At 69.7% G+C, this 24493-nt stretch carries 21 protein-coding genes; 19 read left to right on the plus strand and 2 right to left on the minus strand.

What is annotated here, in order from left to right:
• The first annotated feature begins 1 nt into the window (after position 1).
• From LG391_RS27085 to LG391_RS27105, 5 genes are all read left to right on the plus strand, one after another.
• On the plus strand, positions 2–889 hold the full coding sequence (locus LG391_RS27085; RefSeq protein WP_304608567.1) for a CoA ester lyase: 888 nt from the start codon (positions 2–4) through the stop codon (positions 887–889).
• Positions 890–995: 106 nt separating this feature from the next.
• Positions 996–1505 carry an RNA polymerase sigma factor gene (locus LG391_RS27090; protein ID WP_225771168.1) on the plus strand — a complete coding sequence of 170 codons (510 nt, stop codon included), beginning with the start codon at positions 996–998 and terminating at the stop codon, positions 1503–1505.
• Between the two features lie 69 nt (positions 1506–1574).
• Positions 1575–2546 (plus strand): FecR domain-containing protein, encoded by a 972-nt coding sequence (locus LG391_RS27095; RefSeq protein WP_225771169.1) that lies wholly within the window; start codon positions 1575–1577, stop codon positions 2544–2546.
• A 135-nt stretch (positions 2547–2681) separates the two neighbouring features.
• A complete protein-coding gene (locus LG391_RS27100; protein WP_225771170.1) occupies positions 2682–5171 on the plus strand; it encodes a TonB-dependent siderophore receptor in 2490 nt (829 codons plus the stop codon).
• Entirely contained in the window at positions 5165–6271 is a 1107-nt protein-coding gene (locus LG391_RS27105; protein ID WP_225771171.1) for an ABC transporter substrate-binding protein, read from the plus strand. Before LG391_RS27100 ends, LG391_RS27105 begins: the two co-directional genes overlap by 7 nt.
• A 1-nt stretch (position 6272) precedes the next feature.
• Here LG391_RS27105 and LG391_RS27110 read toward each other — a convergent pair whose 3' ends face one another.
• Positions 6273–6962: a GntR family transcriptional regulator gene (locus LG391_RS27110; protein ID WP_225771172.1), complete on the minus strand. Its 690-nt coding sequence runs from the start codon at positions 6960–6962 to the stop codon at positions 6273–6275.
• A 234-nt stretch (positions 6963–7196) separates the two neighbouring features.
• Between LG391_RS27110 and LG391_RS27115 the strand changes: the two genes are divergently transcribed.
• The 12 genes from LG391_RS27115 to oxlT all read left to right on the plus strand — a co-directional run bounded on the left by LG391_RS27115 (position 7197) and on the right by oxlT (position 22331).
• Entirely contained in the window at positions 7197–8222 is a 1026-nt protein-coding gene (locus tag LG391_RS27115) for a 2-dehydropantoate 2-reductase (protein WP_225771173.1), read from the plus strand.
• 52 nt (positions 8223–8274) lie between these two features.
• A complete protein-coding gene (locus tag LG391_RS27120; RefSeq protein ID WP_225771174.1) occupies positions 8275–8718 on the plus strand; it encodes a CBS domain-containing protein in 444 nt (147 codons plus the stop codon).
• 115 nt (positions 8719–8833) lie between these two features.
• Complete coding sequence (locus LG391_RS27125) at positions 8834–10000, plus strand: Re/Si-specific NAD(P)(+) transhydrogenase subunit alpha (protein ID WP_225771175.1); 1167 nt, start codon at positions 8834–8836, stop codon at positions 9998–10000.
• A 14-nt stretch (positions 10001–10014) separates the two neighbouring features.
• Positions 10015–10419, plus strand: coding sequence for an NAD(P) transhydrogenase subunit alpha (locus LG391_RS27130; protein ID WP_225771176.1), 405 nt, complete (start codon positions 10015–10017; stop codon positions 10417–10419).
• 47 nt (positions 10420–10466) lie between these two features.
• Positions 10467–11864, plus strand: coding sequence for an NAD(P)(+) transhydrogenase (Re/Si-specific) subunit beta (locus LG391_RS27135; protein ID WP_225771177.1), 1398 nt, complete (start codon positions 10467–10469; stop codon positions 11862–11864).
• Positions 11865–12216: 352 nt separating this feature from the next.
• Positions 12217–12906: a GntR family transcriptional regulator gene (locus tag LG391_RS27140; protein WP_225771178.1), complete on the plus strand. Its 690-nt coding sequence runs from the start codon at positions 12217–12219 to the stop codon at positions 12904–12906.
• A 57-nt stretch (positions 12907–12963) separates the two neighbouring features.
• Positions 12964–14667 carry a thiamine pyrophosphate-binding protein gene (locus LG391_RS27145; protein WP_225771179.1) on the plus strand — a complete coding sequence of 568 codons (1704 nt, stop codon included), beginning with the start codon at positions 12964–12966 and terminating at the stop codon, positions 14665–14667.
• A 74-nt stretch (positions 14668–14741) separates the two neighbouring features.
• On the plus strand, positions 14742–15971 hold the full coding sequence (gene frc, locus LG391_RS27150; protein WP_225771180.1) for a formyl-CoA transferase: 1230 nt from the start codon (positions 14742–14744) through the stop codon (positions 15969–15971).
• Positions 15972–16235: 264 nt separating this feature from the next.
• The gene (locus LG391_RS27155; protein ID WP_225771181.1) at positions 16236–18386 is read left to right on the plus strand and encodes an acetate--CoA ligase family protein; all 2151 of its coding nucleotides are present in this window, start codon (positions 16236–16238) and stop codon (positions 18384–18386) included.
• A 218-nt stretch (positions 18387–18604) separates the two neighbouring features.
• Positions 18605–19801, plus strand: a complete 1197-nt coding sequence (sucC, locus tag LG391_RS27160; RefSeq protein WP_225771182.1) for an ADP-forming succinate--CoA ligase subunit beta — start codon at positions 18605–18607, stop codon at positions 19799–19801.
• Positions 19801–20697: a succinate--CoA ligase subunit alpha gene (sucD, locus tag LG391_RS27165; protein ID WP_225771183.1), complete on the plus strand. Its 897-nt coding sequence runs from the start codon at positions 19801–19803 to the stop codon at positions 20695–20697. Before sucC ends, sucD begins: the two co-directional genes overlap by 1 nt.
• A gap of 320 nt (positions 20698–21017) precedes the next feature.
• Entirely contained in the window at positions 21018–22331 is a 1314-nt protein-coding gene (gene oxlT / locus LG391_RS27170; protein WP_225771184.1) for an oxalate/formate MFS antiporter, read from the plus strand.
• A gap of 80 nt (positions 22332–22411) precedes the next feature.
• On the opposite strand, the gene LG391_RS27175 is transcribed toward oxlT, so the two are convergent.
• Entirely contained in the window at positions 22412–22609 is a 198-nt protein-coding gene (locus tag LG391_RS27175) for a hypothetical protein (RefSeq protein WP_225771185.1), read from the minus strand.
• A 324-nt stretch (positions 22610–22933) separates the two neighbouring features.
• On the opposite strand from LG391_RS27175, the gene LG391_RS27180 reads away from it, so the two are divergent.
• Both LG391_RS27180 and LG391_RS27185 read left to right on the plus strand, forming a co-directional pair.
• Positions 22934–23128, plus strand: coding sequence for a hypothetical protein (locus tag LG391_RS27180; protein WP_225771186.1), 195 nt, complete (start codon positions 22934–22936; stop codon positions 23126–23128).
• A 325-nt stretch (positions 23129–23453) separates the two neighbouring features.
• A complete protein-coding gene (locus LG391_RS27185; protein ID WP_225771187.1) occupies positions 23454–24476 on the plus strand; it encodes a tripartite tricarboxylate transporter substrate binding protein in 1023 nt (340 codons plus the stop codon).
• Positions 24477–24493: the final 17 nt, after the last annotated feature.

The raw sequence follows: 24493 nt of genomic DNA on the forward strand, positions 1-24493 counted from the left end.
CATGCCCGCCATTGACGAGTCCGATGGGCGCTTCCTCCGCCTGCGCTCGCTGCTCTACGTCCCCGCCGATCGCGAGCGCTTCGTCGCCGGCGCGGCCGGACGCGGCGCCGATGCGGTGATCCTCGACCTCGAGGACGGCGTCGCCGAATCCGCCAAGCCCGCCGCCCGTTCGGCGCTGGCTGCCGCGGTGTCGCAGGCGGGATCCGCCGGGGCGCGGGTCTTCGTCCGCATCAACAGCCGGCTGGCCCATGCCGCCGCCGACGTCGAGGCCGCGGTGCGGGCCGGGGCGGACGGGCTGTTCGTGCCGAAGACCGACGACCCGCAATGGCCTCGGCTGATCGCCGAGCGCGCCGGGGAGGTGGAGCGTGAGGTCGGGCGGCCGGAAGGCTGGACCCGGCTGGTGCCGATGATCGAGAGCCTGCGCGGCCTCGACCGGCGGGCGGAGATCGCCGCGGCCACGCCGCGCAACCTCGCTTTGGTCTGCGGCGGCGAGGATCTGTCGGCCGAGATCGGGGCCGACCCGGCCGCCGAGGTGATGCGCCTGGCCAAGCTGCAGATCCTGATGGCCGCGCGGGCCGCCGGCCTGACCGCGTTCGGGCTGATGGGATCGCTGGCCGGGATCGACGACCTCGACGCCCTGCGCCGCGCGGCGGAGGAGGCGGCGCGCCAGGGCTTCGAGGGCGCCAGCTGCATCCACCCGGCCCAGGTGGCGGTGCTGAACCGCGCCTTCACCCCGGACGAGGCCGCGGTCGAGCATGCCCGCCGGGTGGTCGCGGCGCTGCAGCCGGGGCAGGGGACGGCCAAGGTCGACGGCCGCATGGTCGACGCCCCGGTCGTCGCCCGTGCCCGCCGGGTGTTGGCGAGGGCCGGGGTGGCGGAGTCGGGCTGAGCCGGCGGCCGCGCCATGAAGGCGCCGAACGGGGCAACGGCGAATAGTTGAGAATGGATTGCATTCTCGATACATTCGCTCCGTCCAACTCGAGCCGCGGGGTGTCGTGAAGAAGCTGTCTCGGATCCTGGATGCCTTCGGGGCCAACGCACCCGGCATGGCGGCCGGCCTGTATGGCAGGGTGCGCTGCCGGGCGCGCTCCGCCGACATCCTGCAGGACGCCTGGATCAGGCTGGCCGAGCTCGGCACCGACGGTGCGGTGGAGAACCCGCAGGCCTATGTCCGCCGCACGGTGCGCAATGCCGCGACCGACCATCTGCGCAAGGAACGCCGGCGGGCGGCGATTGATCAGGAGGTGCACGACCTGCTGTGGGACAGCGCCGACGAGATGTCGCCGGAGCGCATCGCCATCGGCCGGGAAGCCGTGGCGGCGCTGGGGAGAGCGCTGGCGGAGATGCCGGAGCAGAGCCGGCGGGTGTTCCTGATGAACCGCTTCGAGGGCAGGACCCACCGCCAGATCGCGCGCGATCTGGGCGTGTCCGAGACCACGGTCTACTACCACATCCGCCGCGTGCTCGAGCGACTGTCGGAGCTGCGCGACAGTTTGGCCGATTGAGGCAAATCCCCCTCTCGCACGTCTAGGGAGTAGAAGGGGGAACCGCCCTCCGCCTGCCGCCGCGAGCCGATGGACACCGACGACAACGCCCAGGACATCAGGATCGCCAGGGACGCGCGCGACTGGGTGGTCCGGCTCGCCTCCGGCACCGCGACCGAGGCCGACCTCGCCGCATTCCGGGCTTGGCGGGCGGCGTCGCCCGACCACGACCGCGCCTTCGCGCGGGAGCGTGCCTTCTGGCGGCAGCTGCAGGCGATGGCCCCGGAGGCGCCGCCGCGCACCGCGCCCCGGCCGAGGGGCATCGGCCGCCGGGCGCTTCTCGGCGGCGGCGCGGCGCTGGCGGCCGGCGTGGCCGGGGTCGCCCTGGCGCCGCGGCTGGCGCTGCTGTGGCGGGCCGATCACCGCACCGGCATCGGCGAGCAGGCGCGAATCCCGCTGCCGGACGGCTCCGCCGTGCTGCTCAACACCGACAGCGCCATCGCGCTCGGCTTCCGCCCCGGGCTGCGCCTCGTCACGCTGCTGCAGGGCGAGGCGCTGTTCGAGGCCCGGCGCGATGCCGCGGCGCCGTTCCGGGTGGCGGCGCTGGGCGGCAACAGCGAGACCGAAGGCGCGGTCTTCGCCGTGCGGGCCGTCGAGGACGAGGCGACCGTGACGGTGGCGGAGGGGCGGGCCGGGGTGTTCGGGCCGGCCGCCGCGGCGGCGCCGATGCCGCCGGCCGGCGCGGTCGCCCTCGCGGCGGGGCAGCAGGCGCGGTACCGGGAGGGCTCGGCGCCGGGCCGCGCCGCCCCGGTCGATCTCGGCGCCGCTTTGGCCTGGCGGGCCGGCCGCATCGTCTTCGACCGCAAGCCCTTCGCCGAGGCGGTGGCCGAGCTGGGCCGCTACGTGCCCGAGCGGGTGGTGCTGGCCGACGGCGGCCGCGCGGCGGAGCCGGTCGGCGGCGTGTTCTCGATCCGCGAGGCCCAGGCGGCGCTGGCGGCGCTGGCCGAGACCCAGGGCCTGGCGCTGCGCCGGGTCCCCGGCGTCGTGATCGTGATCGGCTGAAAAATCCGACTTGGCCCTATAGGCAAGCCGCCGCCTCACGCGTCTCTCCAGTGAAGGGCCGCGATCGGCCTGTCCGGGGCTCATGCAGAGCACCGGATGCATGTGGTTCTGAATTGCAAGCGGGGTGGGGGAAGAATGTCAGACGTTCAGGGGCGGCGTGCGGCGCCGCGGGGGCGGCCGCATCGGGTGCTGCGGTCCTTGCTGGCCGCGACCGCGTTGGTGGGAGGCGTCCCGCTGGCCCTGGCCGTTGCGCCGTCGGCCTGGGCACAGGACGCTCCGTCCGCCGCGGCGCGCAGCTTCGACATCCCGCGCCAGCCGCTGGCGGCGGCGCTGCGCCGGTTCGCCGACCAGTCGGGCATGCAGCTGGCCTATGCCTCGGCCGATCTGCAGGGCCTGACCTCGCCCGGCGTCCGCGGCAGCCTGCCACCGGCCGAGGCACTGTCGCGGCTGCTGGCCGGGACCGGCGTCACCTGGCGCCTGACCGCAGCCAACACGGTCTCGATCCAGCGTCCGGCGCCGGCCCCCGCGGCCGATGCCACGGCGGAGGGCGCCCTGGCGCTGGACCCGATCATCGTCCAGGGCGGCGGCTTCTTCGGCGCGACCGACGGCTATGTCGCCGAGGAGTCGCGGACCGCGACCAAGACCGGCACGCCGCTGATCGAGACGCCGCAATCCGTCTCGGTCGTCACCCGCCGGCAGATGGACGACCAGAAGGCGCAGTCGGTGTCGCAGGCGCTGCGCTACACCGCCGGCGTGGCGCCGGAGACGCGCCCCGGCCGCTACGACTTCCCGAACATCCGCGGCTTCGGCACCCCCGGCGGCGCCGACGCCAACTTCGTCGGGCTGATGGACGGTCTCAGGCTGCCGCGCGGCGTCTACTACATCGCCCCGTCGGTCGACCCGTACATGCTGGAGCGCGTGGAGGTGCTGCGCGGCCCGTCCTCGATCCTCTACGGCAGCGTGAACCCGGGCGGCGTGGTCAATCTCTGGAGCAAGCGGCCGACGGACGAGCCTCTGCACGAGATCGACCTGGAATACGGCACCTTCGACCGCCTGCAGGCGGGGCTTGATCTCGGCGGCCCGCTGACCGAGGACGGCTCGCTGCTGTACCGCCTCACCGCGCTCGGCCGCGATTCCGGCACCCCGCTGGCCGATACCCAGGACCAGCGGATCTCGGTCGCGCCGGCGATCCCCTGGCGGCCGAACGAGGACCCCAGCCTGACCATCCTCGGCAGCTCCCAGCACGATCCCGCCGCTGGCGCCTTCAACTACCTGCCGGCGCTGGGGACGGTCGACCGCGCGCCCTGGGGGCGCTTCTCGACCAGCTTCTTCGACGGCGACACCGGCTTCGACCGGTCGGAACGGACGCAGTACTCGGTCGGCTACGAGCTGGAGCACAAGGCCGGCGACGTGCTGACCCTGAGCCAGAACTTCCGCTACATGCACGCCGACTACGACTACCGCTCGGTGTTCCAGACCGGCTATGACGGACCGACATCGCTGGCGCGGGCCACGATCGCGACCAGGGAATCCTTCGACGGCGTCGCGCTCGACAACCAGGCGCTGCTGCGCTTCTCGACCGGGGAGGTCGAGCACACGGCGCTGTTCGGCATCGACTACCGGCACAATGACGCCAGCGCCCTGCTCGGCATGGGCAGCGCGCCGTCCATCGACGTGCTGCACCCGGATCGTCGCCAGGACATCGTCATGCCTGCCTACAACAGCGACACGCGGCAGACGCTGGACCAGGTCGGCTTCTACGCGCAGGAGCAGATGAAGTGGGGCGGCCTGTCGCTGCTGCTGGGCGTGCGGGCGGACTGGGCCGAGACCGACACCGACAGCCGCGCCCTGCCGGATGGGGCGCTGACCGCGAGCCACCAGGCGGACAGCGCTGTCACCTGGCGGGCGGGGCTGGTCTACGAATTCGACAACGGGATCGCCCCCTATGCCAGCTATTCCACCTCCTTCGAGCCGGTGAACGGCACCGACTTCTACGGCCAGCCCTTCAAGGCCAGCCGGGCCGAGCAGTACGAGGTTGGGGTGAAATACCAGCCGGACTGGATGTCCGGCTTCTTCACGTTCGCCCTGTTCGACATCACCCAGACCAACGTCAAGACCGCCGACCCGGACCCGCTGCATCCCTATGCCAGCATCCAGACCGGCGAGGTCCGGTCCCGCGGCGCCGAGCTGGAGGCCCAGGCCAAGGTGACCGACAACCTCAGCCTGCTCGGCTCCTTCACCGTGCTCGACATCGTCAACACCGAGAGCACGACCGCCGAGGACAAGCGGCCCTACGGCGTGCCGGACCGGCTGGCCTCGCTCTGGGCCGACTACGCCTTCACCGACGGCGCTCTGGACGGCTTGGCGCTCGGCGCCGGCGTCCGCTACATCGGCTCGTCCTACGGCAATGCCGGGAACACGCTGAAGGTGCCGGACGTCACCCTGTTCGACCTCGGCCTGCGCTACGACCTCGGTATGCTGCAGCCGGAGTTGGAGGGGACGCAGATCTCGGTCAACGTCTCCAACCTGTTCGACCGCAAGTTCGTCGCCTCCTGCTGGGACGACAATTCCTGCTTCTACGGCACCCGGCGCACCATCACCGCCGGCCTGAAGCTGCGGTGGTGATCATTCGCCGGCTGGCGGCGGCGATCGCGCTGCTGGGGCTGTTCGCGTCGCCAGCGGCGGCCGATCCGATCACCGTCACCGACGTCGCCGGCCACACGGTCGAGCTGCCGCAGCCGGCCCGGCGCGTCGTGCTGGGCGATGGCGGGCTGATCGCCGTGCTGGCGCTGCTGGACCCGGAGCCGCTGTCGCTGGTCGCCGGGTGGGCCGAGAACCTGGTGCGGTTCGATCCCGGCACCGCCGCGGCCTATCGCGCGCGCTTCCCGGCGATCGACCGGCTGCCGCTGGTCGGCGGGACCACCGCGGAGACCTTCTCGGTCGAGCAGGCCCTCGCCCTGAGGCCGGATCTCGTCGTCCTGCCGCTCTGGTTCGGCCCGGCGGAGGAGCTGGAGCGACAGCTCGCCGCGGCGGGCGTGCCGGTGCTGCGCATCGACTTCTTCGACGACCCGCTGCGCAACACGGTGCCGAGCCTCAGGGCGCTCGGCCACGCGCTGGGGCGGGAGGAGCGCGCCGAAGCCTATGTCCGATTCTACGAGGCGCATATAGGGCGGATCGCCGGGACGCTGGCCGCACATCCCGGCGCCCGGCCGAAGGTGCTGCTGCACGCCCGCGCCGGCGGCTGGGAATGCTGCTGGTCCGCCGGGGCCTCCGGCGCGGGCACGCTGATAACCTTCGCCGGCGGCGAGAACATCGCCGGGGCGGCCGTGCCCGGCCCGACCGGCCAGCTCGGCCTCGAATACGTGCTGGCGCGGAATCCGGAGGTCTACATCGCCGCCGGCGGCCCGCAGCTCCCCGGCCCCGGCAATTTCCGGATCGGGCCGGGCGTCTCGCCGGCGGAGGTGCGGCAGCAGCTGGCCGCGATCCGCGGCGAGCCCGGACTCGGCGAGTTGCCGGCCATCGCCGCCGGTCGCGCCCATGCGCTCTGGCTCAACTTCTTCCACGCCCCGACCCATGTGGTCGCGGCGGAGGCGATGGCCAAATGGTTTCATCCGGAGCTGTTCGGCAATCTCGACCCCGCGGCCACGCTGGCCGAGATCAACCGCCGCTTCCTTGCCGTGCCGATGGACGGGACCTATCTCGGCGACTTCGGAGCAGGGGAGTGACCTAGTCCAAGAAATCCCCGTGCTTGCGCACATGCTCGGCCAGGCCCAGCGTGTGCTCGCGCACCAGCGTTTCGGCCAGGTCGGCGTCGCGGGCCTCCAGCGCGGCGACGATCTTCTGGTGGTCGACCACCGAGCGCTGGGCCCGGTGGTCCTGGCCGATCGTCACCCGGCGGATGCCGCGCATGTGGATGAACAGGTTGTCGGTGATGTCGACGATCAGCTGGCAGCCGCTGATCCGGATGATCTGCTTGTGGAAGGCGATGTTCGCCTCGGAATACTCGCTGACATGCTCCTCCGGGTCGCGGTCGCGGAACACGTCGACATAGTCGTGCAGCTTGCGGATCTGGGCGTCGGTCGCGACCTGTGTGGCCAGCCGCGCCGCCATGCTCTCCAGCGCCGCCCAGACCGTGATCATCTCCAGGACCTCGGCCTTGCTCTTGCGGATCACGAAGATGCCGCGGCGGGGCACGGAGCGGACGAAGCCCTCCTGCTCCAGCAGCGTCATCGCCTCGCGGATCGGGGTGCGGCTGACGCCCAGCATCTCGCTCAGCTGCCGCTCCTCCAGCTTGATCTCGCCGGCATGGCCATAGATGTCCATCTCGGTGATGGCGTGCTTCAGAGCCTTGTAGGCCTTGATCCGGAAGCTCGTTTCGGTGTCGAGCGGCTTGACGTCGATCTGCGGGATGCTCATCGAAGGCCCTTCTGTCGCCTGCGCGGCCAGCGTTCACCTCGCCTATAACCTTAGGCGTCGCCGGTCACAAGTATACCGTGGACGAGAGTCCAACGCAGCTTTCCTCCCTTGGATCGATTGGGTCTTGGATCGATTGGGTCTTGGATCGATTGACATTGGGTATTTTGTATACCACGATGATCCGGTCGGCTGCTCAGCGGCCCTGACTCCAATCAACGGGAGGAAGGCGCGGCCATGAAACTCTGCATCTACGGCGCCGGGGCCATCGGCGGCTATCTCGGCGTCCAGCTCCATCGCGCGGGCGTCGAGGTCAGCCTCGTCGCCCGCGGCCTGCATCTCGAGGCGATGCGCCAGAACGGCCTGACCCTCAGGATCGACGACGAGACCCGCACCGCCCGCATCCGCTGCACCGACAACCCGGCCGAGCTGGGGCCGCAGGACTATGTCGTGATCTGCCTCAAGGCCCATTCGGTGCCGGGGGTAGTCGAGGCGATGCAGCCGCTGCTGGGGCCGGAGACGGCGGTGGTGACTGCGGTGAACGGGCTGCCCTACTGGTATTTCCATCGCCATGGCGGCGCGCTCGAGGGCCGCACCATCGAGACCGTCGATCCCGGCGGCGTGCAGTGGAAGCGGCTGGGGCCGCAGCGCGGCATCGGCTGCATCGTCTATCCGGCGACCGAGGTGGTGGCGCCCGGCGTGGTCGAGCATCACTACGGCGACAAGTTCCCGCTGGGAGAGCCGGACGGCAGCCGGTCGGCCCGCGTCACCGCGCTCAGCGAGGCGATGACGGCGGCGGGATTGCAGGCGCCGGTCCGGGACAACATCCGCGACGAGATCTGGCTCAAGCTCTGGGGCAATCTCTGCCTCAACCCGATCAGCGCCCTGACCCATGCGACGCTCGACGTCATCACCGGCGACCCTTCGACCCGCGACGTCGCCCGGCGGATGATGGCCGAGGCGCAGGCGATCGGCGACCGGCTCGGTGTCCATTTCCGGGTCGACATCGAGCGGCGGCTGGACGGCGCCGGCGCCGTCGGCGCCCACCGCACCTCGATGCTGCAGGACCTCGACCGCGGCCGGCCGATGGAGATCGACCCGCTGGTCACCGTGGTGCAGGAGCTCGGCCGCATGGTCGGGGTGCCGACCCCGACGATCGACACCGTCCTGGCCCTGGTGCAGCAGCGCGCCGAGATCGCCGGGCTCTACAGCCGTCCCGCGACGGCCGAGACGAAACGGACGCCGGCGCTGGTGCCGGCCTGACCCCCGTCCGAGCGGCCGGAAAGAGCCGCTTTCCAGAGGAGGAACCCAGCCAATGAGGGCCGAAGACATTCTCCGCCAGAAGGATTCGCGCGTCGTCATGATCCGCGTCGGCGAGACGGTGGCCACCGCCGTCGCGCTGATGACCAAGGAGATCATCGGCGCCCTCGTCGTCAAGGAGGTGTGCCGCACCGAGGGCAATGTCGTGGTCGGGGTGTTCTCCGAACGCGACGTCGCCCGGGCGCTGGCCACGCATGGCGCCGCGGCGCTGTCGATGCCGGTCTCGGCCTTCATGGGCCGCACGGTGATCAGCTGCGAGCCCCGCGACAGCATCGAGACGGTGCTGCGGCTGATGGACGAGAACCACATCCGGCACGTGCCGGTGATGGAGGATCACACCCTGGTCGGGGTGATCAGCGCCCGCGACCTGATCCGGCACTTCCTGCAGCAGTCCTCGCCGGCGCTGCAGGAGCCGGCTGCGGCCGTGGTGCACGCCTGATCTCCACTTGATGGTGAACCGCGGCGGCCCGGCCGGGCTGCCGCGGCGTCTCTAACGCAGTGCGGCGCCGCCGCCCAATGACCTTGGGGAGGGCCGCGTGGGGGAGCTGTTGTCCATGCGGATAGTGGTGTTGCGGGAGCGGCGGGACGGTGAGCGCCGTGTGGCGGCGACGGCGGACAGCGTGAAGAAGCTGGTGGGTCTGGGGGCGACGGTCGTTGTGGAGGCCGGGGCCGGGCTGGGCAGTGCCGTGACGGACGAGGCGTACCGCGCGGCGGGGGCGGAGGTGGCGCCGGACGCGGCGGCGGCTCTCGCGGGCGCCGATGTGGTGCTGAAGGTGCGGCGGCCCTTGCGGGCCGGGCAGGGCGAGGTCGACGAGCTGTCCTTGATCCCGCGGGGGGCGGCGCTGATCGGGGTGCTGGAGCCCTATGACGACGCGGAGAGCCTGTCGGCCTATGCCGAGGCGGGGATCGAGAGCTTCGCCCTGGAGCTGGTGCCGCGGATCACGCGGGCGCAGGCGATGGACGTGCTGTCGAGCCAGGCGAACCTGGCGGGCTACCGGGCGGTGCTGGAGGCGGCGTCGGTGTTCGGCCGGGCGTTCCCGATGATGATGACGGCGGCGGGCACGGTGCCGCCGGCGCGGGTGCTGGTGATGGGGGCCGGCGTGGCCGGGCTGCAGGCGATCGCGACGGCGCGGCGCCTCGGGGCCGTGGTCTCTGCCACCGATGTGCGTCCGGCGGCGAAGGAGCAGGTGCAGTCGTTGGGCGCCAGCTTCGTGGCGGTGGAGGACGAGGAGTTCAAGGCGGCGGAGACTTCGGGCGGCTACGCCAAGGAGATGTCGGCGGAGTACCGGGCCAAGCAGGCGGCGCTGATCGCCGAGACGGTGAAGAAGCAGGACATCGTGATCTGCACCGCGCTGATCCCGGGGAAGAAGGCGCCGGTGCTGATGGACGAGGCGATGGTGCGGTCGATGAAGCCGGGGTCGGTGATCGTGGACCTGGCGGCGGAGCGGGGCGGCAACTGCGCCCTGACCCGGCTGGGCGAGGTGGTCGAGGACCAGGGCGTGACCATCGTCGGGCACAGGAACGTGCCGGGCCGGATCGCGACCGACGCCTCGGCGCTCTACGCCCGCAACCTGGTGGCCTTCCTGACGCCGCTGATCGACAAGGAGAGCAAGGCGCTGAAGGTGGACGGCTCTGACGAGATCGTGGCGGCGACGCGGCTGACCGCGGGGGGCCGTGTGGTGCATCCGGGCTTCGGCGGCCGGGCCGAGCAGGCGGCGTAGGGGAGAGCGGGATCATGGCGGCGGACGGGATCGCAGAGGGCGCGGAGGATCTGGCCGAGGCGGCGCGGGGGCTGGCGGACCAGGCCCAGGCGCTGGCGGTGCAGGCGCCGGCGGCGACGGCCGGGCCGGCGGGGGAGCACGGCTTCTTCCTGACCGGGCTGACGGTGTTCGTGCTGGCCTGCTTCGTCGGCTACTACGTGGTGTGGCGGGGGTCGCCCGCCCTGCATTCGCCCCCCATTAGCGTGACCAACGCGATTTCCTCCGGGGTCGCGGGCGGCGCCCTGATAGCGGCGGGGCCGGCGGTGATCGGGGCGTCGAGCGTGCTGGGGGCGCTGGCGGTGCTCTTGGCCTCGGTGAACATCTTCGGGGGCTTCCTGGTGACGCGGCGGATGCTGGCGATGTACCGGAAGAAGGGCTGAGACAGCCCGTTCAGGCAACATTCGAATACGAAGGCGAGGGGATCGCGATGACGAGCCTGGCGGTGCTGGCGTATCTGGTGGCGGCGGTGTGCTTCATCATGGCGCTGCGGGGCCTGTCGAGCCCGGAGACGAGCCGGCAGGGGAACTGGTACGGGATCGCCGGGATGGCGATCGCGGTGGCGACGACGCTGGTGCTGCTGCCGCAGGTGCGGAACTACTGGCTGATCGTACCGGCGATCGCGATCGGGGGCGGCATCGGCTACGTGGTGGCGCAGCGGATCCAGATGACGGCGCTGCCGCAGCTGGTGGCGGCGTTCCACAGCCTAGTGGGGCTGGCGGCGGGGTGCGTGGCGGCGGCGGCGTTCCTGGATCCGGCCGCCTACGCCATCGGCACGCCGGGGGCGATCCATGTCGGCAGCCTGATCGAGATGGCGCTGGGGGCGGCGATCGGCGCCATCACCTTCACCGGATCCCTGGTCGCCTTCGCCAAGCTGCAGGGTCTGGTCTCGGGCAAGCCGCTGGTGTTCCCGATGCAGCACCCGCTGAACGCCGGCCTCGGCCTCCTGATCGTGCTCCTGATCGTGTGGATGTGCGCCGGGCAGTCGGGCGCGGCGTTCCTCCTGCTGATCCTGGTGGCGCTGGCGCTCGGGTTCCTCTTGATCCTGCCGATCGGCGGGGCGGACATGCCGGTGGTGGTGTCGATGCTGAACAGCTACTCCGGCTGGGCGGCGGCGGGCATCGGCTTCACCCTGCAGAACAACCTGCTGATCGTGACCGGGGCGCTGGTCGGGTCGTCGGGCGCGATCCTCAGCTACATCATGTGCAAGGGGATGAACCGGTCGATCATCAACGTGATCCTGGGCGGCTTCGGCGGCGAGGCCAATGCCGCCGCGGCCGGCGGCGCCTCGGGCGACCGGGCGGTGAAGCAGGGCTCGGCGGAGGACGCGGCCTTCGTGATGAAGAACGCCCGGTCGGTGATCATCGTGCCGGGCTACGGCATGGCGGTGGCGCAGGCGCAGCACGCGCTTCGGGAGATGTCGGACCTGCTGAAGAAGGAGGGGGTGGAGGTGCGCTACGCCATCCACCCGGTGGCGGGCCGCATGCCGGGGCACATGAACGTGCTGCTGGCCGAAGCCAACGTGCCGTACGACGAGGTGTTCGAGCTGGAGGAGATCAACCGCGACTTCGCCCAGGCGGACGTAGCCTTTGTGATCGGGGCGAACGACGTGACCAACCCGGCGGCGAAGTCGGACCCGGCGAGCCCGATCTACGGCATGCCGATCCTGGACGTGGAGAACGCCAGGACGGTGCTGTTCGTGAAGCGCTCCATGGCCTCGGGCTATGCCGGGGTCGAGAACGAGCTGTTCTTCCGCGACAACACCCTCATGCTCTTCGGCGATGCAAAGAAGATCAGCGAAGACGTGGCGAAGTCACTGGCGGCGTAGGGAAGGGCTCGCCCCGTATTGTCATCGCCGGGCTTGACCCGGCGATCCAGGGGCCACCAAGGACCGCTCTCGAAAGCCCCTGGATCGCCGGGACAAGCCCGAGGATGACAGGAGGGGGAAGGCGAAGACCAAGCCTCCCACTGCACAAGTTTCCTCCCGACTGGGCCGTGCCACGCCGTGGCACGGCCATCTTTTTGCGCACCGCAGCATAAACTGTCTCTGCGCCAAATAAAAAAGACGATCGCATCCACTTTCCCGGCTTGCCGGACCGATTCTTCTGGTATACAAAATTCTGAATTCAGTCGACCAGAGAGCCTTCGCGGCCGGTCGCACGCTCTGGGACGGAACGCCGATGCTGGTGGATGGGGTGACGCTCGATGTCGCGCCGCTGGCCGCCAAGGCCAGCTACAAGGCCAAGGCCTATCAGGCCCTGCGCGACGCCATCGTGCGCATGAACATCTACGGCCACAGCCGCCCGATCCGGATCGACGAGCGGCAGTTGTGCGAGGCTCTGGGCATCAGCCGGACCCCGGTGCGTGAGGCAATCGCGCTGCTGGAGCAGGAAGGGCTTGTGCGGTCGATGCCGCGGCGCGGCGTCTTCGTGGTCCGCAAGACCCGGGACGAGATCCGCGAGCTGATCGTGGTCTGGGCCGCGCTGGAAGGCATGGCCGCCCGTCTGGCGGCGGCGCGCGTCGGCCCGGCCGAGATCGAGGAGCTGCGCGGCATGATCGCCGGCCAGGCGGCGGAGGCGGATGCGCCCGACCGGTTCGCCGCCGCCAACATCGATTTCCATCAGGCGCTGATCCGCCTCGGCGGCTGCGTCCTGATCACCGAGATGACCGAGACCCTGTTCCTGCACATCCGCGCCATCCGCTGGTCCCTGATCGGCCGGCCGGAGCGGGCCGAGCGGTCGGTGGCGGACCACACCGCCGTCGTCGAGGCCCTGGCGCGGCGCGACGGGGATCTCGCCGAGACGCTGGTCCGCAACCATGCCCTCGACCTGTCGCGGTCGGTCGAGCGGCACGGGACCGGCTTCGAATGACCGCCCGGCGCCGCGCGATGCCGCGCATCCCGAGCAAGAGGTGAGGAGGAAGCGATCATGCCCGATACTGCAGTGAAGGAAGCGGCCGCGACGGAGGAGGTCATCTCCGGCGGTCACCTCGTGGCCAAGGCGCTCAAGGCCGAGGGCATCGACACCATCTTCACCCTCTGCGGCGGCCACATCATCGACATCTATGACGGCTGCCTGGACGAGGGCATCCGCATCATCGACGTCCGGCACGAGCAGGTCGCGGCCCATGCCGCCGACGGCTATGCCCGCGTCACCGGCAAGCCCGGCTGCGCCGTGGTCACCGCCGGCCCGGGCACGACCGACGCCATCACCGGCGTCGCCAACGCCTTCCGCGCCGAGAGCCCGTTCCTGCTGATCGGCGGCCAGGGGGCCCTCGACCAGCACAAGATGGGGTCGCTGCAGGACCTGCCGCATGTCGACATGATGAAGTCGATCACCAAGTTCGCGGCCAATGTGGTGACCACCGAGCGCGTCGCCGACATGTGCTCGATGGCCTTCCGCGAGGCCTTCGCCGGCGCCCCCGGCCCGGTCTATCTCGAGATCGGCCGCGACATCCTGGACGGCCATGTGCCGCTGAAGAAGGCCAGGCTGCCGGAGGCCGGCCACTACCGCTGGTCGACCAAGAGCATCGGCGACCCGCGCGACATCGAGAAGCTGGCCGACATCCTGGTCCACGCGAAGAAGCCCTGCGTGCTGCTGGGCCAGCAGGTCTGGACCTGCCGGGCGGCCGACGACGCGATCAATTTCGTCCGCACCCTCAACATCCCGGCCTTCATGAACGGCGCCGGCCGCGGCACGCTGCCGCCGGGAGACCCGCACCACTTCCAGCAGACCCGGCGCTACGCCTTCGACAACGCCGACGTGATCCTGATCGTCGGCACGCCCTTCGACTTCCGCATGGGCTACGGCAAGCGCCTGGGCCGCAACGCCACCGTGGTGCAGATCGACCTCGACTACCGGACGGTCGGCAAGAACCGCGACGTCTCGCTCGGCCTGGTCGGCGATTGCGGCGCCATCTTCGCCGCCGTCACCCAGGCCGTCTCCGGCCGGGTCGACAACGGCGCCAGGAGCCGCGAGCCCTGGCTCGAGGAGTTGCGGGCCGAGGAGGCGAAGATGGAGGCGGCGCGGCTGCCGAAGCTGAAGTCCGACGCCTCGCCGATCCACCCGCTGCGCCTGGCCTATGAGCTGAACGAGTTCCTGACCGAGAACACCGTCTATATCGGCGACGGCGGCGACGTCGTCACCTTCTCGGGCGGCGTGGTCAAGCCGCGGGCGCCGGGCCACTGGATGGATCCCGGCCCGCTCGGCACCCTCGGCGTCGGTGTGCCCTTCGCCATGGCGTCGAAGATCGCCCAGCCGGAGAAGGAGGTGCTCTGTCTGTTCGGCGACGGCACCTTCAGCCTGACCGGCTGGGACTTCGAGACCATGGTGCGCTTCGACCTGCCCTTCATCGGCGTGGTCGGCAACAACTCGCACATGAACCAGATCCGCTACGGCCAGATCCAGAAATACGGGCCGGAGAAGGGCAATGTCGGCAACAAGCTGGGCGACGTGCACTACTCGAAATTCGCCCAGATGCTCGGCGGCTATGGCGAGGAGGTGTACGAGGCCAGCCAGATCCGCCCGGCGCTGGAGCGGGCGCGGGAGTCCGGCAAGCCGTCGCTGATCAATGTGTGGATCGACCCCGACGCCTACGCCCCGGGGACCATGAACCAGACCATGTACAAGTAACGCGGCCGCGGGCGCGGGCTGAATCCACAGCCGCCCGCGCCCGTCCTGCACCGGCACAGATAGGGAGAGAGACCATGGGCAAGGCCCTGGATGGGGTGCGCGTTCTCGACATGACCCATGTCCAGTCGGGACCCTCGGCGACGCAGATCCTGGCGTGGTTCGGGGCCGATGTGATCAAGGTGGAGATGCCCGGCCGCGGCGACATCACCCGATCGCAGCTGCGCGACAAGTCGAATGTCGACAGCCTCTACTTCACGATGCTGAACAGCAACAAGCGCAGCATCACCATCAACATGAAGTCGCCGCAGGGGCAGGAAGCCTTCACCAGGCTGCTCGAGCAGTCCGACGTGCTGGTCGAGAATTTCGGCCCCGGCGTGCTCGACCGCCAGGGCTTCCCCTGGGACCGGATCCGGACGATCAACCCGCGGGTGATCTACGCCTCGGTCAAGGGCTTCGGCCCCGGCCCCTATGTCGACTGCAAGGCCTATGAGACCGTGGCCCAGGCCATGGGCGGGTCGATGAGCACCACCGGCTGGCATGACGGCCCGCCGACCTCGACCGGCGCTCAGATCGGCGACAGCGGCACCGGCATGCATCTCGTGGCCGGGATCCTGGCCGCGCTGCTGCAGCGCATCCAGACCGGGCAGGGCCAGCGGGTCGAGGTGGCGATGCAGGACTGCGTGCTGAACCTGGTCCGCGTCAAGATGCGCGACCAGCAGCGCCTGGCGCACGGCCCGCTGCGCGAATACCCGAACAAGGAGTTCGGTGACGCCGTGCCGCGCTCCGGCAACGCCTCGGGCGGCGGCCAGCCCGGCCAGGCGCTGCGCTGCGCCCCGGGCGGCGAGAACGACTACGCCTATGTCATCATCCAGCCGCAGGGCTGGGCGCCGCTGATGCGGCTGATCGGCCGCGAGGAGCTGATCGAGGACCCGGCCTTCGCCACGCCGGAGGCACGGCTGTCCCATCTCGACGAATGCTTCGGCATCATCGAGGGCTGGACCAGCCGGCGCAGCAAGATCGAGGTGATGCAGGCACTGAACGAGATCGATGTGCCCTGCGGCCCGATCCTCAGCATGAAGGACCTGATCGAGGATCGCTCGATGTACGACCGCGGCATGCTGGTCGAGGTACCGCATCCGGAGCGCGGCAACTACGTCCAGGTCGCCTCGCCGATCCGGCTCTCCGACAACGACGTGCCGGTCGACCGTTCGCCGCTCCTGGGCGAGCACACCGACGAGATCCTGGCCTCGATCGGCTACGACGCCGACGCCATCGCCGCGATGCGCACCGCCGGCGCCATTTGATGATAAGGCGAACCCCTTGTGGTGCCTCTCCCGCTTGGCGGGAGAGGTCGGGCGTCCGCAGGACGACCGGGTGAGGGCTGGCCCAGGCCTCGACAAAATCCCCTCACCCGGAGCCGCTTCGCGTCTCCGACCTCTCCCGCAAGCGGGAGAGGCAATGACTGATCCGACGGCCCGGCCGTCGACCCGAACCCGTTGCGACAAACGACCGGATAGCCTCAGGTGGGTCCGGTCCTCCCCCACATCCTTTGCTGAGCGAGGACCGCCATGAATGGCCATGTCGACGTCCTGGACGATGCCCGGACGACCGCCCGCCGCATCCTTGACGCCGTGAAGCGGGACGGGCGCACCAGCCTGACCGCCCCCGAGGCCCGCGAGCTGTGCGAGGCCTGGCAGATCCCGATCCCGAAGGAGGCGCTGGCGACCACGGCCGACGAGGCGGCGGCCCAGGCCGAGGCGATCGGCTTCCCGGTGGTGCTGAAGATCGTGTCGCCGCAGATCCTGCACAAGACGGAGGCCGGCGGCGTGCTGGTCGGCGTCAAGTCGGCCGACGACGTCCGCGCCGGCTTCAAGCGCATCGTCGAGAGCGCCGGCCGGTACGATCCGAAGGCGGAGATCCTCGGTGTCCAGGTCCAGCAGATGCTGGTCGGCGGGCAGGAGGTGATCATCGGCGCCGTCACCGACCCCAGCTTCGGCAAGCTGGTGGCCTTCGGCCTCGGCGGCGTGCTGGTCGAGGTGCTGAAGGACATCACCTTCCGCCTGGCCCCGGTCGACCATGACGAGGCGCTGTCGATGCTGGACGGCATCCAGGCCGCCGCGGTGCTGCACGGCGTGCGCGGCGCGCCGCCGGTCGACCGCCAGGCCCTGGCCCAGCTGATCGTCCAGGTCTCGCGCCTGGTCGACGCGCTGCCGGAGATCGTCGAGCTCGACCTCAACCCGGTCTTCGCCCGGACCGACGGCGCCATCGCCGCCGATGTCCGCGTCGTCGTCGACTTCGAGCAGAAGCCGGTGCGGCCGCGGCCGGCGAAGGACGCCATCCTGGCCAAGATGAACCGGATCATGCGGCCCGACGCGGTCGCCGTGATCGGCGCCTCGGCCGAGGACGGCAAGATCGGCAATTCGGTGATGAAGAACCTGATCAATGGCGGCTACAAGGGGAAGATCTACCCGATCCACCCCAAGGCCACCGAGATCCTGGGCCTGCAGGCCTATCCCAGCGTCAAGGACGTGCCGGGCGACATCGACGTCGCGGTGTTCGCCATCCCGGCCAAGTTCGTGGCCCAGGCGCTGACCGAAGTCGGCGAGAAGAAGATTCCGGGCGCCGTCCTGATCCCCTCCGGCTTCGCCGAGACCGGCAACCATGAGGGCCAGGAGGAGATCATCGCCATCGGCCGGAAATACGACATCCGCCTGATGGGGCCGAACATCTACGGCTTCTACTACACGCCGAAGAACCTCTGCGCGACCTTCTGCACGCCGTTTGACGTGCAAGGCCGTGCGGCCTTGTCCTCGCAATCCGGCGGCATCGGCATGGCGATCATCGGCTTCAGCCGGTCGACCAAGATGGGCGTGTCAGCCATCGTCGGCCTGGGCAACAAGTCGGACATCGACGAGGACGACCTGCTGACCTTCTTCGAGCAGGACGACGCGACCGACGTGATCGCGATGCATCTGGAGGACCTGAAGGACGGCCGCGCCTTCGCCGAGGTGGCGAAGGAGGTGTCGAAGAAGAAGCCCGTGGTGGTGCTGAAGGCCGGGCGCACCTCGCTCGGCGCGCGGGCGGCCAGCTCGCACACCGGGGCGCTGGCCGGCAACGACAAGGTCTATGACGACGTGCTGCGCCAGTCCGGCGTGATCCGGGCCAAGAGCCTGCAGGACCTGCTGCAATTCGCCCGCGGCATCCCGGTGCTGCCGGCGCCGAAGGGCGAGAACGTGGTCATCATCACCGGCGCCGGCGGCTCGGGCGTGCTGCTGTCGGATGCCTGTGTCGACAACGGACTGTCGCTGATGGCGATGCCGCCGGATCTCGACGCCGCCTTCCGCAGGTTCATCCCGCCCTTCGGCGCGGCCGGCAACCCGGTCGACATCACCGGCGGCGAGCCGCCGACCACCTACCGCAACACGGTGAAGCTGGGGCTGGAGGACGACCGCATCCACGCGCTGATCCTCGGCTACTGGCACACCATCATCACGCCGCCGATGGTGTTCGCGAAGGTGATCACCGAGGTGGTGGACGAGATGCGGGCCAAGGGCATCAACAAGCCGATCGTGGCCTCGCTGGCCGGCGACGTGCAGGTCGAGGAGGCGGCGCAGTACCTCTACGACCACGGCATCGTCGCCTACCCGTACTCGACCGAGACGCCGGTCGCGGTGCTGGGCGCCAAGTACCGCTGGGCCCGCGCCGCCGGGCTGCTGTGAACCAGGCATAGGAGCAGGGAAGGGGCGGTTCCGGGCATCGGCACCGCTCCCCCTCACCCGAAATCGCTACGCGATTTCGACCTCTCCCCAAGGAGAGGTGATTTTTCCCTCTCCTCGGGGAGAGGGAGGGACCCGCCGCGTTGGCGGCGGGAGGGTGAGGGGGAGGGGCGTCGATCGTCGGAGCCGCCCTCGAGCCGGCACCGCAGGAAGGGCAGGGAATGAACATCCACGAGTATCAGGCGAAGGGGCTGCTGGGGCGCTATGGCGTGCCGGTGCCGCGCGGCGGGGTGGCGTACACGCCGGAGGAGGCGGTGCGTGTGGCGGAGGGTCTCGGCGGCGGGGTTTACGTCGTCAAGGCGCAGATCCATGCGGGCGGCCGGGGCAAGGGCCACTTCCAGGAGGATCCGCAGGGCAAGGGCGGTGTCCGGGTGGTGAAGTCGGTCGAGGACGTCGCGGCGAATGCCGGGGCGATGCTGGGCCGGACGCTGGTGACGGTGCAGACCGGGCCGGCGGGCAAGGAGGTCGGCCGGATCTATGTCGAGGAAGGCTGCGACATCGCCCGCGAGCTGTATCTGTCGCTCTTGGTCGACCGCAAGAGCGGCCGGGTGACGATCATCGCCTCGACCGAGGGCGGCATGGCGATCGAGGAGGTGGCGGAGGCCACGCCGGAGAAGATCCTGACCATCGCCATCGACCCGGCGACGGGGCTGTCGGACTTCCATGCCCGCAAGGTGGCCTTCGGCCTCGGCCTCGAGGGCAAGCAGGTCAATGCCGCGGTCGGCTTCCTGAAGGCGCTGTACCGCGCCTTCACCGAGCTCGACGCGTCGCTGGTGGAGATCAACCCGCTGGTGGTGACGGGTGCGGGGCAGCTGATCGCGCTCGACGCCAAGATGGGCTTCGACGACAACGCCCTGTTCCGCCACAAGGAGGTCGAGGAACTGCGCGACGAGAGCGAGCAGGACCCGACCGAGACCGAGGCGGAGAAGGCGTCGCTGAATTACGTCAAGCTCGACGGCAACATCGGCTGCATGGTCAACGGCGCCGGCCTCGCCATGGCGACCATGGACATCATCAAGCTGGAGGGCGGGGAGCCCGCCAACTTCCTGGATGTCGGCGGCGGCGCCACGCGCGAGCGGGTGACCACGGCGTTCAAGCTGATCCTGTCCGACCCCAACGTCGAAGGCATCCTGGTCAACATCTTCGGCGGCATCATGCGCTGCGACGTGATCGCCGAGGGCGTGGTCGAGGCCGCGCGCGAGGTGTCGCTGCACGTGCCGCTGGTGGTGCGGCTGGAGGGCACCAATGTCGAGCGCGGCAAGCAGATCCTGGCCGAGAGCGGTCTGCCGATCCTGTCGGCCGACGACCTCGGCGACGCCGCAGTGAAGATCGTCCGTGCCGTGAAGGAGGCCGCGTGATGGCCGTTCTCGTCGACAAGAACACCAAGGTGATCTGCCAGGGCTTCACCGGGGCCCAGGGCACCTTCCATTCCGAGCAGGCGATCGCCTACGGCACCCGCATGGTCGGCGGCGTCACCCCGGGCAAGGGCGGCACCCGGCACCTCGACCTGCCGGTGTTCGACACCGTGGCCCAGGCGGTGGACCAGACCGGCGCCAACGCATCCGTGATCTACGTGCCGCCGCCCTTCGCCGCGGACGCGATCCTGGAGGCGATCGACGCCGGGATCCCGCTGGTGGTGTGCATCACCGAGGGCATCCCGGTCCTGGACATGGTCAAGGTCAAGCGGGCGCTGGCGGGCTCGGCCACCCGGCTGATCGGGCCGAACTGCCCGGGCGTGATCACGCCGGGCGAGTGCAAGATCGGCATCATGCCGGGCCACATCCACAAGCGCGGCAAGATCGGCATCGTCAGCCGGTCGGGCACGCTGACCTATGAGGCGGTGGCGCAGACCACGGCGGCCGGCCTCGGCCAGACCACCTGCATCGGCATCGGCGGCGACCCGGTGAACGGCACCAACTTCGTCGACGCGCTGGAGCTGTTCCTCGGCGACCCGGAGACCGAGGGCATCATCATGATCGGCGAGATCGGCGGCGACGCCGAGGTGATGGGCGCGCAGTTCCTGAAGGACAGCGGCACCAAGAAGCCGGTGGTCGGCTTCATCGCCGGCCGCACCGCCCCCCCGGGCCGCCGCATGGGCCATGCCGGCGCCGTCATCTCCGGCGGCCACGACACCGCCGACCACAAGATCGAGGCGCTGAAGGCCGCCGGCATCGCCGTCGCCGACTCACCGGCCGCACTCGGCAGCACGATGATCCGGGTGCTGCGCGAGGGCAGCCGGGCCGCCGCGGAGTAGGGGCCACGAGTTGCTGCGGTGCAGCCACGATTCCGGCTTGCCAGCGCGGCTGAAACGTTCTTTGGTATCTCAGGTTCTGCATTTGGTATGCCAGAGGGCCGGCCATAACGGCCCCGGATAACAACGACATAACCGAGGGGAGGGGCAGCCGATCAGCACATCGGCACGACGGGACCTGCTGACCCACCGAACCTGGTCCACGCCGGTCCGGCGGCCGCAGTCCGGCGCACCCCTCCTCGAGGACGATGGCGTCCGTCACGGGCCGTCACCTCCGATGCCATGGGGTTGCCTCAACCGACATGCGAAGGATTGGGACGGAAATGCTGACTGAAAACTCTGCTCAGGGACCGGCGATCAAGGGACCGCCGGGGGGACGCTGGCTCCAGCTGCTGATCGGCATCGTCTGCATGGCGATGGTGGCCAACCTGCAATATGGCTGGACCCTGTTCGTCGGCCCGATCGATGCGACGCATCACTGGGGGCGGGCGGCGATCCAGGTCGCCTTCACCATCTTCGTTCTGACCGAGACCTGGCTGGTGCCGGTCGAAGGCTGGTTCGTCGACAAGTTCGGGCCGCGCATCGTGGTCCTGATCGGCGGCCTGCTCTGCGCCATCGCCTGGGCGCTGAATTCGGTGGCGGATTCGCTGACCGTGCTCTACATCGCCGCCGCGATCGGCGGCGTCGGCGCCGGCGCCGTCTACGGCACCTGCGTCGGCGCGGCGCTGAAATGGTTCCCGGATCGGCGCGGCCTGGCGGCGGGGCTGACCGCGGCCGGCTTCGGCGCCGGCTCGGCCCTGACCATCGTGCCGATCGCCAACATGATCCACTCCGCGGGCTATCAGTCGACCTTCATGACCTTCGGCCTGATCCAGGGCGGGGCGGTGGTGCTGCTGTCCTTCCTGCTGGCGACGCCGGCCAAGGGGCAGCTGCCGGCGGTGAAGCCCAAGGTGGTGCAGACCCGCCGCGACTACGCGCCGGCGGAGATGCTGCGCAGCCCGGTGTTCTGGGTGATGTATGCGATGTTCGTCATGGTCGCCTCGGGCGGCCTGCTGGCGACGGCGCAGCTGGCCCCGATCGCGGCCGACTTCAAGATCGGCGACACGCCGGTCAGCCTGCTGGGCCTGACCATGCCGGCCCTGACCTTCGCGCTGTCGCTCGACCGCGTGCTGAACGGCGTCACCCGGCCGTTCTTCGGCTGGGTCTCGGACCATATCGGCCGCGAGAACACGATGTTCATCGCCTTCTTCCTCGAGGCGGTCGGCATCGTCATGCTGATGGAGTTCGGCCAGGACCCGGTGGCGTTCGTGATCCTGACCGCGATGGTGTTCTTCGCCTGGGGCGAGATCTACTCGCTGTTCCCGGCGACCTGCGGCGACACCTTCGGGTCGCGCTATGCCACCACCAATGCCGGGCTGCTCTACACCGCCAAGGGGACGGCCTCGCTGGTCGTGCCCTTCGCCAATGTCGCGGTCAGCCAGCTCGGCAGCTGGGACATGGTGTTCATCTTCGCCGCGCTGGTGAACGTGATCGCGGCGGTGATGGCGATGTTCGTGCTGAAGCCGATGCGGGCCCGGGCGCTGGAGCAGGCGCGGGCCGGGGCGAGCCCGGAAGGGGCGCCGCGCCTCGCCAACTGAGATCCGGGCCGGGACGCGCCCGGCAACCGAGACAATCCCCGGGGAGGCGAGCCGTCGCCTCCCTTTTTCTTTGGCCGGGGTTACAGCGCCCGCATGAAGCTGGCCCAGGTCGGGTCGGCGGTCTCGGACTCGTCGGCCGCATCGCCCGTCTCGGCCCGGCGGAGACCCGCGGCGCTGCCGGACAGCGAGGCACCCTGGACCGCCGCCAGGCGGGGGGCGGTGACGAGGCCCAGCAGGGAGACGAGGGCCAGGGCGGTACCGATCAGCACGCCGGTCATGGTCAAGTCCTTTCGAATGGGTTCGGGTTCCTGTTGCGATGCAATATACGCCTGTTCGACGGGCGGACAAGACAATCTGGTATACGGAATACGAAAAACCGATATGTGTCGAGCTTCGCCGGCACATCCGCCGTTCCGTATCGTCGGCCTCTCAGAAACATCAACAAAGTCAGCTGGATAGGCTGAATTGTCCTTATCCTTCCCGGAATCCGCAGATCAGCCATCGCCGTCTGGCATACAAAATCCATAATGCGCGATCTTGATGAAGGTCAGCTGCTCTGTCATATGATGCAGCGCAAGAGAGCCAACCCCACGGAGCTTGCCATGACCCTCGGACTGATCGCCCTCGTCGTCGCTGCGGCCGGCCTGGCCGCCGTGATCACCGAGATCGCCGTGAAGGCGCCCGACCTGTTCAACGCGATCGCCACCGACGTCCGCGCCATGGCGACGCCGCATCGCCACGTGGCGGCCGGCTCCCAGGAGGCCGCCAACAGCAATGCCTGGCGCAAGGCGGCCTGAGCGCGGCTCTTCCCGGTTTCATCGACGCAGATCGGACAGGCGGCCCTCGGGCCGCCTGTCGTCGTTTCCGGCCGTGTGCACAGGCGAAGAGAAGGCGCCGTCTCTAACGGACTGGAAAGGGGCGTTTTTCGGCGTTCGTAATTTTCTTCTGCTGCATCGCGAAATAGCGATCGAAACGGAGCGTCTCGGTTTCAAAAAGATCCGTTGCGTTACATTCCAGATACAATATATTGGATACCAGCCAGCCTCGGTCACCGACCTGGCCATCCACCACAAGACAGTCGGGCCGCGCTTCGCGCGAAGCCGCGGCGCTGGGGAGGCACCAATGACCGGGAAAGTGCGTCAAGCGCTTGTGCATGGATTCGCCTGTGCCGCGGCCGCCGTGGCCCTGCTGGGGGCCGGCATCGCCCAGGCGGACTGGAAGCCCACCCGCAACGTCGAGTTCGTCGTCCCCGCGGGCACCGGCGGCGGCGCCGACCAGATGGCGCGGATGATCCAGGGCATCATCCAGAAGCACGGGCTGATGGAGCAGTCGATCGTCGTGGTCAACCGGTCCGGCGGCGCCGGGGCGGAAGGCTTCCTCGATGTCAAGGGGTCGGGCGGCGACCCGCACAAGATCATCATCACCCTGTCGAACCTGTTCACCACGCCCCTGGCGACCGGCGTGCCCTTCAACTGGAAGGACCTGACGCCGGTGACGATGCTGGCGCTGGACGAGTTCATCCTGTGGGTGAACGCGTCCGAGCCGTACCAGACGGCGCAGGACTACGTCACCGCGATCAAGGCGGCGGGCGACAACGCCTTCAAGATGGGCGGCACGGGGTCGAAGCAGGAAGACCAGATCATCACCGCCGGGCTGGAGCAGATCCTGGGCAAGCGGCTGACCTACGTGCCCTACAAGGGCGGCGGCGACGTCGCGGCGCAGCTGGTCGGCAACCACATCAACTCCAGCGTCAACAACCCGATCGAGGCGGTGGCGCAATGGCGCGCCGGCGCGCTGCGCCCGCTCTGCGTCTTCGACGACCAGCGCATCGCCGTGACCACGCCCCAGGCGGACGGCAAGGCCTGGAGCGACGTGCCGACCTGTAAGGAGGCCGGCCTGGACATGAAGTACCTGATGCTGCGCGGCATCTTCATGCCGCCCGAGGCGACGCCGGAGCAGGTGGCCTATTACGTCGCGCTGTTCGACAAGGTGCGCGAGACGCCGGAGTGGAAGGAGTTCATGGCCAACGGCGCCTTCAACACCACCAGCATGACCGGCGACGCCTTCAGGACCTGGCTGGGCGAGACCGAGCAGACCCACAAGAGCCTGATGGAAGTGGCCGGCTTCATCGACAAGAGCAACTAGGGGTCAGGACCGGGCTC

It is taken from the genome of Inquilinus sp. Marseille-Q2685 (assembly GCF_916619195.1).
Lineage (GTDB): Bacteria > Pseudomonadota > Alphaproteobacteria > DSM-16000 > Inquilinaceae > Inquilinus.